Origin of the sequence: Shimia sp. R9_3 (assembly GCF_017743755.1) — a bacterium.
Lineage (GTDB): Bacteria > Pseudomonadota > Alphaproteobacteria > Rhodobacterales > Rhodobacteraceae > Shimia.
In genome coordinates this window covers 247,940-263,240 of sequence record NZ_JAGHRP010000002.1, presented here as the reverse complement: position 1 = coordinate 263,240, position 15,301 = coordinate 247,940, and the positions used below count along the sequence as shown (strand labels likewise).

Here is a 15,301-nt window from a genome sequence, read left to right as displayed (position 1 = left end):
TCCGCCTGCCGGAATGACGGAACGTATTTGCCGCAACGCAGCGAATTGACTTGCGCATGATGTTTCGCATATCTACGCTCAAGCGCAAGATTATTGCCGAGCCCTGTCTTGGCCGCCGAACAGAGGGAAGCCCCATGTCGCAGACGCAGCAAACCCCGACCAAAGACCGTCCCTGGTTGATTCGGACCTACGCCGGTCACTCCACCGCCAAAGCCTCAAACGCGCTCTACCGCTCCAACCTGGAAAAGGGTCAGACCGGCCTGTCCGTGGCTTTCGATCTCCCGACCCAGACCGGTTATGACAGCGACCACGTTCTGTCACGTGGCGAAGTTGGCAAAGTGGGCGTGCCTGTGTGTCACCTTGGCGACATGCGCACTCTGTTTGACCAGATCCCGCTCGAGCAGATGAACACCTCCATGACGATCAACGCCACCGCGCCATGGTTGTTGTCGCTCTATATTGCAGTTGCCGAAGAACAGGGCGCTGACGTCACTAAGCTACAAGGCACGGTGCAAAACGACCTGATCAAGGAATACCTGTCGCGCGGCACCTATATCTGCCCGCCCGAGCCAAGCCTGAAGATGATCGCGGATGTGGCGGAGTACTGCTACACCAATGTGCCCAAGTGGAACCCGATGAACGTCTGTTCCTACCACTTGCAGGAAGCAGGCGCGACGCCCGAGCAGGAGCTGGCCTTTGCCCTCGCTACCGCCATCGCCGTGCTTGATGCCCTAAAGCCCCGCGTTCCCGAAGAAGATTTCCCGCGCCTCTGCGGCCGTATTTCCTTCTTTGTGAATGCCGGCATCCGCTTTGTCACCGAGATGTGCAAAATGCGCGCCTTTGTGGATCTCTGGGACGAAATTCTGGTTGAGCGCTATGGTGTGACCGATCCCAAATCGCGCCGCTTCCGCTACGGGGTGCAGGTGAACTCTCTCGGCCTGACCGAGCAGCAGCCTGAAAACAACGTCTACCGCATTCTGATCGAAATGCTGGCGGTGACTTTGTCGAAGAAAGCCCGTGCCCGCGCGGTGCAATTGCCCGCTTGGAACGAGGCCCTCGGCCTGCCCCGCCCTTGGGATCAGCAGTGGTCTATGCGCATGCAACAGATCATGGCGTTTGAAACCGATCTGCTGGAATATGACGACCTGTTTGACGGCAACCCCGCAGTGGACGCCAAAGTCGAAGAGCTCAAGTCAGGTGCCCGCAGCGAGCTGGCCAACCTCGGCAGCATGGGCGGTGCCATTGGCGCGATCGACTACATGAAGTCCCGCCTCGTAGACAGCAACGCCGACCGCCTCAACCGTATCGAGGCAGGCGAAACCGTTGTGGTCGGGGTCAACAAATTCCAGAAAGGCGAGCCTTCCCCGCTGATGACCGGCGATGGCGGCATTATGGTGGTGGACCCCGCTGTGGAGCAGGATCAGATCGGCCGTCTGAACGAGTGGCGCGCCAGCCGCGATCAGGCCGCCGTGGAGAAAGCCTTGAAAGATCTCCGTGAAGCAGCAGCCAGCGGCGCAAACGTGATGCCCGCCTCTATTGCGGCAGCCAAAGCCGGTGTCACAACCGGCGAATGGGCCGCGCAGATGCGGGTGGTGCATGGCGAATACCGTGGCCCAACCGGGGTATCAGGCGCGCCGTCCAACAAAACCGAAGGGTTGGATGACATCCGTGATGCCGTGGATGCGGTCTCCGACCGTCTGGGCCGCCGCCTGAAGTTTGTTATTGGCAAACCGGGCCTTGACGGTCACTCCAATGGCGCCGAGCAAATCGCCTTCCGCGCACGCGATTGCGGCATGGACATCACCTATGACGGCATCCGCCTTACCCCGGAGGAGATCGTGGCCAAGGCGCTTGAAGACGAGGCGCATGTTGTCGGGCTCTCTATTCTGTCAGGCTCGCACATCCCGCTGGTCGAAGACCTCATGGCACGCATGTCTGCCGCGGGCCTTGGCGATACGCCGGTGATCGTGGGTGGCATCATTCCGGATGACGACGCGGAACGTCTGCGGGCGATGGGCGTGGCGCGGGTTTACACCCCGAAAGACTTCGAACTGAACACCATCATGCGCGATATCGTGACCTTGGCCGCCCCGGAATCTGCCGCCGCGTAAGAAATCGCGCCTCAACTCTTTATTGAGAAAGAAACAGATTTAAGCGGGAAAGAAATACTCTTTCCCGCAACTAATTCGTGCAATTTCTCGGAATTTCACCCGGTTAATAGATATTACACTTGCAATCTCTATGCAGCATCGGCGAAAAGTCGCCACCACCACATGAATAGAGACTACACAAATGAACTTGGAAGAATTGTCCCGCGACGCACTTATTGATCTGCGCGCGCAAATTGACATTCAACTGGAGAAGCGCGAAGCACAGCGCAAAACAGACGCGCTGAAAGCTGTCGAAGAAGCTGCTGAGAAATACGGCTTCTCTCTGGAAGAACTGGCAACTGCGACCGGCAAGAAAAAGAACGGCTTTATGAAAGGCGTGCCGAAATACGCGCACCCCGAGGACAAGACCCAAACTTGGACGGGCAAAGGCCGCAAGCCAAAATGGTTTGATCAGGCACTGGCCGCGGGCATCACGCCTGATCAAATGGAAGTCTGATCGACGACTTTCGGTTCAGAGACGACCGCTTTTGAAAGCCGGGACCTCCGCAGACACCTCACAAAGGTTGATCTGACAGAGGCCCCGGCTTTATTGCTTTCAATTAAGCACTTTCCCTGAATTCCGTCTTGATGTTGCCCACGCGGTTGCGCATCAAGGCTCTTTATTGACAGCGACCGCTCTGCCGTCGCTTTGATGCTTGAAAGGATACCTGCATGACCGTCCATATCGGCGCCCAGCCCGGAGATATTGCTGAAACAGTGCTGCTGCCTGGCGACCCTTATCGCGCCAAATGGGCAGCAGAAACTTTCCTGAGTGACGTGAAGCTCGTCAACGAAGTGCGCGGCATGCTCGGTTTCACCGGAATGTGGAAAGGCAATCGCGTCACCATCCACGGCTCCGGCATGGGCATGCCCTCCCTGTCAATCTACGCCAATGAGCTGATGAAAGATTATGGCGCTCAGACCCTGATCCGCATCGGCTCCTGTGGCGGCATGCAGGACAGCGTGAAAGTGCGCGACGTCATCATCGCCATGACAGCCACCTCGCTCTCCACTCCGTCGCGCGGCATCTTCAAAGAGATCAACTTTGCCCCCTGTGCAGACTACGGTCTTCTGCGTGCGGCGGCAGATGCGGCCACCGCCAAAGGCACCCCTACTCATGTGGGCGGCATCTACAGCTCCGATGTGTTTTATGACGAACGCCCTGATCTGAACGAGCAGATGACACGCCACGGCATTCTTGGCGTCGAAATGGAAGCGGCAGAGCTTTATAATCTTGCGGCCCGCCATGGCCGCCGCGCTCTGGCGGTGCTCACCGTGTCCGACCACTTGCTGACAGGCGAAGCCCTGCCTTCCGAGGATCGCGAGAAGAGCTTTGGCGATATGGTGGAAATCGCACTGGAAGCGGCTTTCGCTTAAAGTCTGCACATTTGACCGGGGGCGCAACTGCGCCCCCGCGTCCTCCTTGCGACCCGCGCCCTGACATGCCACACACATCCCAGAACAAAGCCCCTTCTGAGATCACATAAGGCCATGACATGACGCGCGTATTGCAAACCCTCCGCAAAGAACCCGCCTCCGGCGAAACCCGTTCCGCGGTGATTTTCCTGCATGGCTATGGTGCCAATGGCGCCGATCTGATGGGGTTGGCCGATCCGCTGGCGGAACACCTCCACGACACGCTGTTCCTTTCGCCTGACGCGCCCGAAGAAATTCCTGGCATGCCTATGGGCCGCCAGTGGTTCCCCATCCCTTGGATCGACGGCTCCTCGGAAGAAGAAAGCGAACGCGGCATGATGGCAGCGGTCGATGATCTGAATGCCTTTCTGGATGCCGTGATGGTGGACGAAGATCTGCTGCCGGAGCAGGTTGTGCTGCTGGGCTTCTCTCAGGGCACCATGATGAGCCTGCACGTTGCGCCGCGTCGCGAAGATCCGGTCGCAGGTGTGGTGGCCTTTTCCGGCCGCCTGCTGCAGCCTGATTTGCTCAAGGACGAAGCGGTCAGCAAACCACCGGTCCTGCTCATTCACGGAGATCAGGACGATGTGGTCCCGCCGCAATCTCTTCCCGAAGCCGCTGAGGCTCTTCAAGAAGCCGGTTTTACAGATGTCTACGCCCACATCATGAAAGGCACCGCCCACGGCATCGCGCCAGATGGTCTCGGCGTCGCCCTCGCCTTTATGCGCGACAAATTGGGCCTCTAAAGCCTGCTCCATCTCAGCCCCGGGCAAAATGAAAAACGTCACGGTTTGTTATTGCCAAAGGGGCTGAGATAAAAATGCAGTTCAAGAAGAAAACCCTTTGAGAAGTTCAACCTTGAATTTTCTTCTGTAAATTGCTGGTTGAGTGCATCCGTATTAATGAGGCCGATGCCTCAAGGCCACGCCTTTTAAAAACTCTCACAAAATTCGCGGCTGAAACCCAATTTCGCTTGGGTCGCCCCGACGCCCAAGATACTGTCCTTTCGTACTAACCCTATTGTTACTGGAGCCCACCGTGAGCCATCACAATTCTGAGGCGCGCCCCTTTTCCCCTTTGGTTCTGACACTGAGCTTGACCACTGCCACCGCTATTCCGGCCCTTGCTGCCGCGCAATCCACCAGCCCTTCAGTGGTCGAAGGCCCTCCCACGCGGATCGTGGGCTTTGAAACGGCCAACGTGAACCACGCAGGCACGGTGGAGTTCAACATCGGCGCGCGCCAGAACTCACCAGGCGACCGTCCCGGAACTGGCAACCAGATCTACAATGGCGGCGGCTCCTACGCTTTCACTGACCGCTTTACTATGGGCATCGACGTCCAGAACTTTGTAGATCCCATCGGCGGCCCGGTCGCAGGTTTTCCAACCATCCCGCAGATCGAAACCACCGAAGTCGCACTCTGGGGCAAGTACCAGCTCTTCGACAACGGCCGCCTAAGTGTTGCTGCCCTTGGCTCGGTTGAGAACTTTGTCTCGCTGCGCTCCGATTTCTGGGGCGGATTTGACACCAATCAGGATGGGGTTTTCGTCGGTGCAATCAAAGCACCGATCACCTACAGCGTGTCGCCTAAGCTCCAGTTGCACCTGACCCCGGGTGTCACCCTCGCCCCTGACGACATCGCTGGCGACGAATTTTACGGCACCATCGTCAGCCTCGGCGCCGGGGTCAGCTACCGCGCCTCCAACCGCGTGCTGATTTTCGGGACCGTCGAAACAGCTATCTCCGGCGACAACACCATCAACAGCGATGGCAATTTTGAGAGCGATCCGGTCTGGACCGTGGGCGGGCGCTACAATGTCACTCCACGCCTTGGACTTGAGGGGTACCTCACCAACGGATGGGGCAACACACCGGCCACCAGTGTCATGACCTTCTGGCCCGATGGCGATGACGTCCTCGCCGGCGCCCGCCTGATCTACACCCCCGGCGCCAATCGCCCGGTCAGCTATCGCAGCTTGTCCCTGCCGCCGACCACACGTCAGGTGAACCTGCAACAGGACGGCTTCACGCTTGGCAGCGCCGACACGCTTGAGCCCGGCAGGCTGCGCACCGATGTCTGGGGAGGCAACGACAACAACCAAGGCGTCTCGCTGAGCTTCAGCCCAGATCGCGACGGCGAAATTCAGGTCATCTTTGAAAAATACTCAGACAACCCCACCGCAGATCAGGACCTCGTGCCCACCACCAGCGTGCGCTACATGGTCGGCCCGAAACTGCGCTTCATGGATCAGAACAACGGCAACACCTTCTCCCTCACCGGACGCATGCTCTTTGGCCGTCAGATAGACTCTGCCCCCTTAAAGGTGGGCGTGTTTTACACCGATCTGATCGCCAACTACAAAACCAGAAACGGCTTCTCCTTCACCGCCAGCCCCAAGATCGGCGCCTTTGGCAACAACGAACTGGTCGGCTTTGGCATGGGCGTGAACTACGGCTTTGACAACGGCCTGGAACTGATCGCCGAAGTCACGCCGATCGGTCGCGATGGCGATGAAGCCACATGGGCCGCCGGTGCGCGCTATCACCTTGGCAAATCCGGCTTCACCGTGGACGCCCAAGCCACCAACGCCATTGGCCGTCACGGCATTGGCAGTATGGTCGCACAGGACGACACACGCTTCGCGCTCACCCTGTCAAAAACCTTCGATCTCAACGGACTGAAGTTCTACTAAAGCGCGCTACTCGCGCCAAATTTAAGGCCACGATCCGCTTTGCCGCTCCGACCATTGGGCTAAGCCTCGCAACAGCGAAACAGGTCCAGCACGCAGCAGGCAACTTCCTTCTGCCAAGCCCCCCTTTACGCCGCGCTTGATATTCAGGCGCGGCGCTTACATTTTATCCACAGGCCTGTCATCAAAGCGTCATTGGGCGCTGGCATCCTGCAGCTGTCTCAGCATTGGCGAAAATCACGTATATCGTGAGGCTTGTCAGATCAAAGACACGAGATATAGTGGTTGTAAGCAGGTCGGCCGAAAGGCCAATGGGCGCATAGGGAGAGCTAAGATGGACGGCGATTTCAGGACAGAATTCACACGAAGTCCCGGCGGGTTGAAACACCACCCTGCCCTTGTCCTCAACGCCGACTACCGCCCGCTCTCCTACTACCCGCTTTCCCTTTGGCCCTGGCAAGATGCCATCAAAGCCGCCTATATGGACCGTGTCGACATCGTGGCTGAATATGACCATGTGGTCCGCAGCCCCTCCACCGAGATACGTATCCCCTCGGTTGTGGTTCTCAAAGACTATGTAAAACTGCAAAAGCGCGTGGCCTTCACGCGCTTTAATTTATTTCTGAGGGACGAATTCCAATGTCAATACTGTGGCGCCCGCGGAGATCTGACTTTTGATCACGTCATTCCCCGTGCGGCAGGTGGCGTCACAAGCTGGGAAAATGTGGTCGCGGCCTGTTCGCCCTGCAACCTCAAGAAAGGCTCCAAGAGCCTGCGTCAGGCACATATGAGCCTACGCAAGCCCCCACGCCAGCCCGGCTCTGAGGAGCTGCGCAATGTGGGGCGTAAATTCCCCCCCAACTTCCTGCATGACAGCTGGATGGACTACCTCTATTGGGATGCCGAACTACAGGCATAAAACCCCTTAACTTGCTCAGACAGAGTGTCCGCTATACAGCAGGCATCTGCTGTGTCGCGCAGTGAATACCGCCGCCAAGCTCTCCCAACGGGTCCACGTTCAACATGACAATCTCGCGTCCGGGATAGTGCTTCGCCAGCGCAGCGCGGGCGATCGCGGCGGTTTCCCTGTCGCCGAACTCCGCAGCAATGACTGCGCCGTTACACACATAGTAATTCGCATAAGACGCCACAAAATCGAGACTTTGCACACGGCGGTCATAAGGTTCCGGGATCACGTCAACCTCAAGCCCCGCAGCAACAAGCACATCATGCGTATCAAGCGCAGCGGCGTGAAACGGGTCGCGCAGATCCGGCGCGTCGGGGAGGTTCATCAAGACCCGCCCCGGCCCCGTGAACCGCGCAAGACTGTCGATGTGGTAATCCGTGATGTCCTCATCCCAGACACCCTCAGACCAGATCATCCTCTCGGCGCCGTAGGCGCTCAGCAGCCTCTGTTCGATCTCACCCCGTGAAAGGCCGGGATTGCGGTTCTGATTCACCCAACTGCTCTCATGTGCCATAAGTAGGCCGTGACCATCCTGCTCAACACCTCCCGCCTCGCCACGCAGACCAGACGGCAGAAGCGAGAGCCCGAGCCTCTCGGCCACACGCGCCGCGATCTGGCCGTCGCGCCGATGGAGCTGCTTCTCGCCCCAACCATTGAACTGAATGTGGCTCACCGCCAAACCACCTTGGCTGTCCACCACAAAGATCGGACCGGAATCCCGACACCAAAGATCCTCAGTGGGAATGTCCCAAAGCTCGACTGCGTCAGACAACTTTGCTTGCGCCCCGCTATGATCCTCTTTGGCCGCCAGCATCACAACCGGTTCAAACTCGGAAATCGTATTGGCAATGTCCGCAATGGTCTGCTGGGTCATCTCCCGAAAGACTGGATCTGAATGCACCTGCCGATTGACCGGCCATTGCATAAACGTCCGCTGGTGCGGTGCCTCCTCAGGCGGCACATAAAACCGGCTTTCAGCCGCACCACCGGCGGCCCCGAAAAGGCTGGTCAGCCCCGCCGCGCCACTTGCCAAAATCATCTCCCGACGCCTCATCAGTTTACCGTCCTCATCCACGCTTTTGGCACGGGCCAAACCGCCCCAATCGGCGGTCCAAAACACCTTTGCCACAATGGTTAACGCCGTTTGGGCACCGAAATTCGGCACCTACGCGATAACGTCGCAATACAGACGCGATACCGACGCTCAAAAAAAATGGTTAACGCGCCCTGCCGTGGCTGCGATCATAGCCGTTGAGAGCCGGACTTTCCCAACCGCCCAGCGCCCCTTCAGCGGGGGCAAAAACCTCTACCAGTAGCGGGTGACATGCGGCGACATCACTGCTGTGTTCCGCCGAACAATCGCCGCCCGGGCAAGCGCTCAAAGCGCCCAACAGATCGATCTCAGCAAAGGCCTCAAGATAGTCTCCGGGGCGCACCGGGCTTGCCTTCATGAAGTACTGACCAGTGTCACGCGTGAACCCCGTGCACATGAAAACGTTAAGAACGTCGTGCACATGAGGCTCCGCCTCCTCAAGGCTGATCCCCTGATGCGCCGCCAGGGCGCGGGTCAGATTGGAATGACAGCAATAATGATATTGGTCACCACTCAGCAAATTGCCGGTGTATGGGTCACAGCGCGTACCAATCACGTCATGTACGGAGCCACCATAAGCGTCGATCCCGTACCAGCCAAGCGTATCAGTAACGATCGTCGCCATGGGGCGCAGGCTTGGCAGGCTTGACCACATGCGTTCACCCGTCGTGATATGGGTGCCGTGTAAAGCTCTTGTTTTTCCCGAGAAAAACCGCTCACTCAAATCATTGAGGTTCCACAGATTGAGATCCCCCACCTGCGGGCCTTCAACAGAGGTGATGCGAAAGAAATGCCCGGCCGGCACCTCAAAACACCGCGCATCCCTTGCCGGGATCAGCACCTCATCCACCTTCTTGGCCCCTTCTCTGGCAGCTTGATAAAGCGCCAGCGGTGGGGTCGGCAAAGTGGTGTTTGGATAACAGATCACCGGCTTGATGGCGCGGCGGTCTTCGGCATCGGCGGGGGGCAGGATCGTCTCAGTCATGGCGCGATCCTGCCCCCAATTGTTAACGCGTTGCAATGGCTATCCGCAACGCACGCCGGAGTTAGTTCACAGTAATCGTGATGACATCTGATACCACAGGTGGCGTATGCGGCACGTGGAACTCGTCTCCCAACACGAGCTGCAGCGTATGTGTGCCCGGCGGAAGGTCCAAACTCACTTCGGTTTGCCCGCCTCCGAAATGGCGGTGATTGTCATCTGTCGGCACACCGTTTTCGAGCAGATCGGCATCCTCAGCCCCCTCTCCCAAAGGAGGGCGATTGATGAAAATATGGTGGTGCCCAGTGTTCTCCACTTCCGTCCCCGCAGGCGCCACCCCCATGCCGGACAAGCCAAACTGCACCACAAACGGAGACTGCACCGAGGCGCCATCTTCAATATTGATGAAGTAAACTTCCGCCCCTTCAGGCGATGGCGCACCACCGGCAAGTGCTTGAGAACCAAAGGCTATCAACGCTGCAGCGAACAAGTGTTTCATACCAATTCCTCCCATAACTCTTTAAAACAACGGGAGCCTAACATGGCAAATCACACAGGCCTAACGCTAAACCGCACGTCCCGCTGCACGCCCAGAGAATATGCATCCGCCCAAGAAAGTACCTTCCAGCGCATTGTAGCCGTGATAGCCGCCACCGCCAAAACCAGCCACTTCCCCCGCCGCGAACAGCCCCACAAAGGCGCTCCCATCGGGTTTCAGAACCTGCGCGGTTTCATCCGTGTGCAGTCCTCCGAGAGATTTTCGCGTAAGGATATTGAGCCGCACAGCGATCAATGGGCCATTGGCCGGGTCGAGAATACGGTGCGGCTTCGCCGTGCGGATCAGCCGATCCCCCCGAAAGGCGCGTGCTCCCCGGATCGCAGTGATCTGCGCATCCTTGCTGAACGGGTTCTCGATTTGGGCATCCCGTGCAACAATCTGATCCCGGATTTTATCAAGGTTGACAGGAACTTCCGGCGTGAGCGCATTCATTCCCGCCACCAGCGCTTCCAGATCATCAGCGACCACAAAGTCTTCTCCATGACGCTTGAACGCTTCAATCGGAGCTGGCGCCCCCTTGGACATCAACCGCCCTTTGAGCACTTCGATAAACTTACCGGATGTCAGGTCCGGGTTTTGTTCAGAACCTGACAGCGCGAACTCTTTTTCGATGATCTTCTGTGTAAGAATAAACCAGCTGTGCTCATGCCCCGTGGAAAGAATACGCTTGAGGGTGCCGAGGCTGTCAAACCCTGGCAAATAAGGCGCTTCCATACGGGAGCCCAAGGCGTCAAACCACATAGAGCTCGGCCCCGGCAGCACCCGAATGCCATGGTTTGGCCAGATCGGATCCCAATTGGCCAGCCCTTCAGTGTAGTGCCACATCCGATCCCCATTGATGATCGCCGCACCCGCGGCCTCTGCCGACCGCTGCATCTGCCCATCGACATAGTCCGGCACCCCGGCCACCATACGCTTAGGAGGCTTGCCCAACCGGCCTTCAGGCCAATAGCGCCGCACCATATCGTGGTCGCCACCAATCCCACCGGTGGTAAGAACCACAGCCGAAGCGCGCAGTTCAAAATCTGACACGACGTCACGGGTGGTAGAGCGGCCGCGCTCTGCATCGTCGTCGGCGAGAACTTCGCCGCGCACGCCTTTAACCGTGCCATTTTCCACAATGAGATCAGTTACCTTTCGGCGAAAGAGCAGTTCAATCTTACCCTCCGCTGACAGATTGCGCACATCACGCTCAAACGGCGCAACAACGCCCGGGCCGGTCCCCCACGTGATGTGAAACCGCGGTACGGAATTGCCGTGACCATGCGCCATAGCCCCGCCGCGCTCGGCCCAACCAACCACAGGAAACCACCGCATTCCAATGCTGTGGAGCCAACTGCGCATCTCCCCGCCTGCAAACGAGAGATAAGCCTCGGCCACCTTGCGGGGGTTGGCATCTTCAGGACGGTCAAACTGCGCTGACCCCATCCAATCATTGTAGGCCAACTCTGCGCTGTCCTTGACCCCCATGCGCCGCTGCTCGGGAGTATCGATCATGAAGAGGCCGCCAAGGCTCCAGAAAGCCTGCCCTCCTAGGCTCTGCTCTCCCTCCTGATCCAGCAAAAGAACCTTTCGCCCCCGCAGCGCAGCTTCACGCGCCGCTACGATCCCAGCCAGCCCGCCGCCTACGATGATCACATCGGTCATTGTGCTTCCTCCCCTTTGGCAAAGGCTAGCCAGCGGCCAGCCAAGGACCAAGACCGACCTTACGTAAACATAAGGCCATCAAGCCCTGAGGGAGAAACGCAAAAAGCGCCCCAACCAGGAGGCGCTTTCAACAAGCTTCTATGTGCAGGCTTAGGCTGCTTTCACATACTCGAAGTAGGTTTCTTCATCGCTGTCCTGCACCAAAACCGGGCGGCGTGGCGGCTCGGAGTAATATGCGTAGGCTTGCTCCAGCACCTCCAGGGCGCGCGCTGCAAAATCTTCTGGGGTGTTTGTCTCTAGGGCGGACATGGGCAGTCTCCGTATTCACATCTGACCTCCTTCCCTGCTCCTTCATATAGCTAAGCCAACAAAGTCAAAGAACTGCTCAAATGGCAAAGGCGCCATGCAATCTGCGCAGAGGCAACGTCCCAACAAACAAAAGAAAAGGGCCCGAAACGGGCCCTCGTCAAAGTCGCATGTGCCTGAAATCAGACGTGGCGCTCCACCAGCATCTTCTTGATCTCTGCAATGGCCTTCGCCGGGTTCAGACCCTTCGGGCACGTCTTTGCACAGTTCATGATGGTGTGGCAGCGGTAGAGCTTGAACGGATCTTCCAGCTCATCCAGACGCTCGCCTGTCGCCTCATCGCGGCTGTCAATGATCCAGCGATAGGCGTGCAACAGCGCTGCTGGGCCGAGATATTTATCGCCGTTCCACCAGTAGCTTGGGCAGGAAGTGGAGCAGGATGCACACATCACACATTCATACAGACCGTCGAGTTTTTTGCGGTCCTCGATCGACTGACGCCACTCTTTTGCCGGACGGTTGGTCTTGGTTTCCAGCCACGGCATGATCGACGCGTGCTGCGCATAGAAATGGGTCAGATCCGGGATCAGGTCTTTCACCACCGGCATATGCGGCAGCGGGTAGATCTTCACGTCGCCCTTGATCTCGTCCAGACCATAGATACAGGCCAGCGTGTTGATCCCGTCGATGTTCATCGCACAGGATCCACAGATGCCTTCACGGCAAGAGCGACGGAAGGTCAGGGTTGGGTCAATCTCGTTCTTGATCTTGATCAGCGCATCCAGAACCATCGGACCACATTTGTCCATGTCCAGGAAATAGGTATCCACCTGAGGGTTTTTGCCGTCATCCGGATTCCAGCGGTAGATCTGGAACTTGCGCACATTCGTAGCGCCTTCCGGCTTTGGCCAGGTTTTGCCGGTCATAATCCGGGAGTTCTTGGGGAGGGCAAATTCGACCATCGTCTTTCCTTCCTACACGTGGGCGCGCAAACTGCGCTTACCTTCGTTCCTGTTCAAACACTCTGATGCCGCATTCACACATGCGCGGAGCATTCGGTTGTTTCTGATCACCTGGCCTAAACGGCCACGTTTCCGCTCCTTAGCGGCAGTATTGAGCCCCACCGTGCAACACATCGGAATGACGAGAGCAGCCGGAATGGAATTCAACACCAGCATATTTTGCTCCGCCTTCACGACGCACACATTCACGGTAGTCGCGCTGGATGGTTCCCCACGTCAGCGCATTACCAAGAGCGGCACCTGCGAAAAAGTTGCCGCCGAGAGATGCGTTTATGGCTCCAATGACAACAGTGCCGATGACAAAGCCCTGAATACGTTCCTGCTGACAGACATCAGGTCCGCTCGCCACCTTGTTGCCATCTGCAACACCAAATGCACCATTGTCATATTGGACGTTGTAGTTGTCCTGGAGGCAGTCATTCACATTGCGCGCACCGCGTTCGGTGCCACCCGCATCTGCGACGACCACTGGCACCTTGTCGAACTCTGTAACCTTATAGGCACCTTGGGAACCTGTATCGACAATGCACTGGCTAATTTGTTGAACAACAAGTGTTTCGTCCGCCATAACTTGAGTTGCGGCAATTGCTGCCATCATGACGCCAGTGCAAATTCGTTTCATCAGAAGGTTCTCGCTTTAGGTGCAATCTTTTTAAGTTCGATTCCACCCTCCTCTTCTTTGGTCAGCGGGTCAACAATCACAGGGCGATAAGATAGTTCAACTTTATCGCCTTCTACGCGGCTCACCGTGTGGACCCGCCAGTTCGCGTCATCACGCTCGGAATAGTCTTCATGTGCGTGCGCACCGCGGCTTTCTTTACGGGCTTCCGCACCGTGGATCGTCGCCAGTGCGTTTGGCATCAGGTTGGTCAGCTCAAGCGTTTCCATCAGATCGCTGTTCCAGACCAACGAGGTATCGGTGACGTTCAGATCATCGATCTTGCCCGCAATCGCCGTCATCTTCTCAACGCCTTCTTTCAGCGTCTTGTCGGTACGGAACACCGCCGCATCCGCCTGCATGGTGCGCTGCATTTCAAGGCGAAGCTCAGCAGTCGGCGCGCCGCCTTTGGCGTAGCGCAGACCATCAAAGCGCGCGAATGCTGCATCCACCGACGCTTGGTTCAGAACTGGGTTCGGAGCATCTGCATCCACCACCTTGCCGGCGCGGATTGCGGAAGCGCGGCCAAACACCACAAGGTCGATCAGAGAGTTGGAGCCCAGACGGTTCGCACCGTGAACTGAGGCACAGCCCGCTTCACCCACAGCCATCAGGCCGGGGACCACCGCGGTTGGATCTTCTGCGGTTGGGTTCAGCACTTCGCCCCAATAGTTGGTCGGAATACCGCCCATGTTGTAGTGCACGGTTGGCAGAACCGGGATCGGCTCTTTGGTCACATCCACACCCGCAAAAATCTTTGCAGATTCAGAGATACCTGGCAGACGTTCCGCCAGCGCTTCGGCAGGCAGGTGGTTCAGGTTGAGGTGAATGTGGTCGCCATTCTCGCCCACACCGCGGCCTTCACGGATCTCCATGGTCATGGAGCGCGAAACATAGTCGCGTGGTGCGAGGTCTTTATACTGCGGAGCATAACGCTCCATGAAGCGCTCACCTTCGGAGTTGGTCAGGTAACCACCTTCGCCGCGCGCGCCTTCCGTGATCAGGCAGCCGGAGCCGTAAATGCCGGTTGGGTGGAACTGCACAAACTCCATGTCCTGCAGAGCGAGGCCTGCGCGGGCCACCATGCCGCCACCGTCGCCGGTGCAGGTGTGCGCAGAGGTTGCGGAGAAGTAGGCACGGCCGTAGCCGCCAGTCGCCAGCACAACCATCTTGGCGTTGAAGACATGCATAGTGCCGTCATCAAGCTTCCAGCAGACAACACCCTGGCACTGGCCGTCCTCAGACATGATCAGGTCAATCGCGAAATACTCGATGTAGAATTCCGCGTTGTTCTTGACCGACTGGCCATAAAGCGTGTGCAGGATCGCATGACCGGTCCGGTCCGCGGCGGCACAGGTCCGCTGCACGGCGGGACCTTCGCCAAACTCGGTGGTGTGGCCACCAAACGGACGCTGGTAGATTTTACCTTCTTCGGTCCGGGAGAACGGCACACCATAGTGCTCCAACTCATAAACCGCCTTGGGTGCTTCACGCGCGAGGTATTCCATCGCGTCGGTGTCGCCCAGCCAGTCAGAGCCTTTGACGGTGTCATACATGTGCCACTGCCAGTTATCAGGGCCCATGTTGGAAAGGGATGCCGCGATGCCGCCCTGCGCGGCAACGGTGTGAGACCGGGTCGGGAAGACTTTGGTCACACAGGCCGTGCGCAGGCCCTGCTCGGCCATACCAAGAGTGGCGCGCAAACCAGCGCCACCGGCGCCCACCACGACCACGTCATATTCATGTGTTTCGTATTCGTATGCTGCTGTCATCGGTTTTCATCCTTGCCGCCGCTATGCAGGGCGTTCTG

The 15,301-nt window shown here is 57.9% G+C and carries 14 protein-coding genes; 6 read left to right on the top strand and 8 right to left on the bottom strand.

Features of this window, described 5'->3' with window-relative positions; genetic code table 11:
• Positions 1–56: 56 nt before the first annotated feature.
• The 6 genes from J7412_RS05840 to J7412_RS05815 all read left to right on the top strand — a co-directional run bounded on the left by J7412_RS05840 (position 57) and on the right by J7412_RS05815 (position 7,176).
• On the top strand, positions 57–2,111 hold the full coding sequence (locus tag J7412_RS05840) for a protein meaA (protein ID WP_348540469.1): 2,055 nt from the start codon (positions 57–59) through the stop codon (positions 2,109–2,111).
• A gap of 181 nt (positions 2,112–2,292) precedes the next feature.
• Positions 2,293–2,607, top strand: coding sequence for an H-NS histone family protein (locus J7412_RS05835; protein WP_209061427.1), 315 nt, complete (start codon positions 2,293–2,295; stop codon positions 2,605–2,607).
• A gap of 215 nt (positions 2,608–2,822) precedes the next feature.
• Positions 2,823–3,527, top strand: coding sequence for a purine-nucleoside phosphorylase (gene deoD, locus J7412_RS05830; RefSeq protein ID WP_209077821.1), 705 nt, complete (start codon positions 2,823–2,825; stop codon positions 3,525–3,527).
• 119 nt (positions 3,528–3,646) lie between these two features.
• Entirely contained in the window at positions 3,647–4,312 is a 666-nt protein-coding gene (locus tag J7412_RS05825; RefSeq protein ID WP_209077820.1) for an alpha/beta fold hydrolase, read from the top strand.
• 292 nt (positions 4,313–4,604) lie between these two features.
• Positions 4,605–6,260, top strand: coding sequence for a DUF1302 family protein (locus tag J7412_RS05820; protein WP_209077819.1), 1,656 nt, complete (start codon positions 4,605–4,607; stop codon positions 6,258–6,260).
• A 331-nt stretch (positions 6,261–6,591) separates the two neighbouring features.
• Positions 6,592–7,176, top strand: coding sequence for an HNH endonuclease (locus J7412_RS05815; protein ID WP_209077818.1), 585 nt, complete (start codon positions 6,592–6,594; stop codon positions 7,174–7,176).
• 31 nt (positions 7,177–7,207) lie between these two features.
• On the opposite strand, the gene J7412_RS05810 is transcribed toward J7412_RS05815, so the two are convergent.
• The 8 genes from J7412_RS05810 to sdhA all read right to left on the bottom strand — a co-directional run bounded on the left by J7412_RS05810 (position 7,208) and on the right by sdhA (position 15,263).
• A complete protein-coding gene (locus J7412_RS05810) occupies positions 7,208–8,278 on the bottom strand; it encodes an agmatine deiminase family protein (RefSeq protein ID WP_209078315.1) in 1,071 nt (356 codons plus the stop codon).
• Positions 8,279–8,441: 163 nt separating this feature from the next.
• Entirely contained in the window at positions 8,442–9,302 is an 861-nt protein-coding gene (locus J7412_RS05805) for a DUF1989 domain-containing protein (RefSeq protein WP_209077817.1), read from the bottom strand.
• Between the two features lie 61 nt (positions 9,303–9,363).
• A complete protein-coding gene (locus J7412_RS05800) occupies positions 9,364–9,798 on the bottom strand; it encodes a DUF4399 domain-containing protein (protein WP_209077816.1) in 435 nt (144 codons plus the stop codon).
• 66 nt (positions 9,799–9,864) lie between these two features.
• Positions 9,865–11,505 carry an FAD-binding dehydrogenase gene (locus J7412_RS05795; protein ID WP_209077815.1) on the bottom strand — a complete coding sequence of 547 codons (1,641 nt, stop codon included), beginning with the start codon at positions 11,503–11,505 and terminating at the stop codon, positions 9,865–9,867.
• 150 nt (positions 11,506–11,655) lie between these two features.
• Positions 11,656–11,814, bottom strand: a complete 159-nt coding sequence (locus J7412_RS05790; RefSeq protein ID WP_209061443.1) for a hypothetical protein — start codon at positions 11,812–11,814, stop codon at positions 11,656–11,658.
• 179 nt (positions 11,815–11,993) lie between these two features.
• A complete protein-coding gene (locus tag J7412_RS05785; protein WP_209061446.1) occupies positions 11,994–12,773 on the bottom strand; it encodes a succinate dehydrogenase iron-sulfur subunit in 780 nt (259 codons plus the stop codon).
• A 139-nt stretch (positions 12,774–12,912) separates the two neighbouring features.
• Complete coding sequence (locus tag J7412_RS05780; RefSeq protein WP_209077814.1) at positions 12,913–13,455, bottom strand: hypothetical protein; 543 nt, start codon at positions 13,453–13,455, stop codon at positions 12,913–12,915.
• Positions 13,455–15,263 (bottom strand): succinate dehydrogenase flavoprotein subunit, encoded by a 1,809-nt coding sequence (sdhA, locus tag J7412_RS05775; protein WP_209077813.1) that lies wholly within the window; start codon positions 15,261–15,263, stop codon positions 13,455–13,457. Before sdhA ends, J7412_RS05780 begins: the two co-directional genes overlap by 1 nt.
• Positions 15,264–15,301: the final 38 nt, after the last annotated feature.

What these genes read in the sequence shown, in the direction of transcription:
- J7412_RS05805 (WP_209077817.1), bottom strand. Translation starts at nt 9,302, where the DNA reads ATGACTGAGACGATCCTGCCCCCCGCCGATGCCGAAGACCGCCGCGCC.
- J7412_RS05825 (WP_209077820.1), top strand. Translation starts at nt 3,647, where the DNA reads ATGACGCGCGTATTGCAAACCCTCCGCAAAGAACCCGCCTCCGGCGAA.
- J7412_RS05780 (WP_209077814.1), bottom strand. Translation starts at nt 13,455, where the DNA reads ATGAAACGAATTTGCACTGGCGTCATGATGGCAGCAATTGCCGCAACT.
- J7412_RS05815 (WP_209077818.1), top strand. Translation starts at nt 6,592, where the DNA reads ATGGACGGCGATTTCAGGACAGAATTCACACGAAGTCCCGGCGGGTTG.
- J7412_RS05800 (WP_209077816.1), bottom strand. Translation starts at nt 9,798, where the DNA reads ATGAAACACTTGTTCGCTGCAGCGTTGATAGCCTTTGGTTCTCAAGCA.
- J7412_RS05840 (WP_348540469.1), top strand. Translation starts at nt 57, where the DNA reads ATGATGTTTCGCATATCTACGCTCAAGCGCAAGATTATTGCCGAGCCC.
- J7412_RS05785 (WP_209061446.1), bottom strand. Translation starts at nt 12,773, where the DNA reads ATGGTCGAATTTGCCCTCCCCAAGAACTCCCGGATTATGACCGGCAAA.
- J7412_RS05795 (WP_209077815.1), bottom strand. Translation starts at nt 11,505, where the DNA reads ATGACCGATGTGATCATCGTAGGCGGCGGGCTGGCTGGGATCGTAGCG.
- J7412_RS05790 (WP_209061443.1), bottom strand. Translation starts at nt 11,814, where the DNA reads ATGTCCGCCCTAGAGACAAACACCCCAGAAGATTTTGCAGCGCGCGCC.
- deoD (WP_209077821.1), top strand. Translation starts at nt 2,823, where the DNA reads ATGACCGTCCATATCGGCGCCCAGCCCGGAGATATTGCTGAAACAGTG.
- sdhA (WP_209077813.1), bottom strand. Translation starts at nt 15,263, where the DNA reads ATGACAGCAGCATACGAATACGAAACACATGAATATGACGTGGTCGTG.
- J7412_RS05810 (WP_209078315.1), bottom strand. Translation starts at nt 8,278, where the DNA reads ATGAGGCGTCGGGAGATGATTTTGGCAAGTGGCGCGGCGGGGCTGACC.
- J7412_RS05835 (WP_209061427.1), top strand. Translation starts at nt 2,293, where the DNA reads ATGAACTTGGAAGAATTGTCCCGCGACGCACTTATTGATCTGCGCGCG.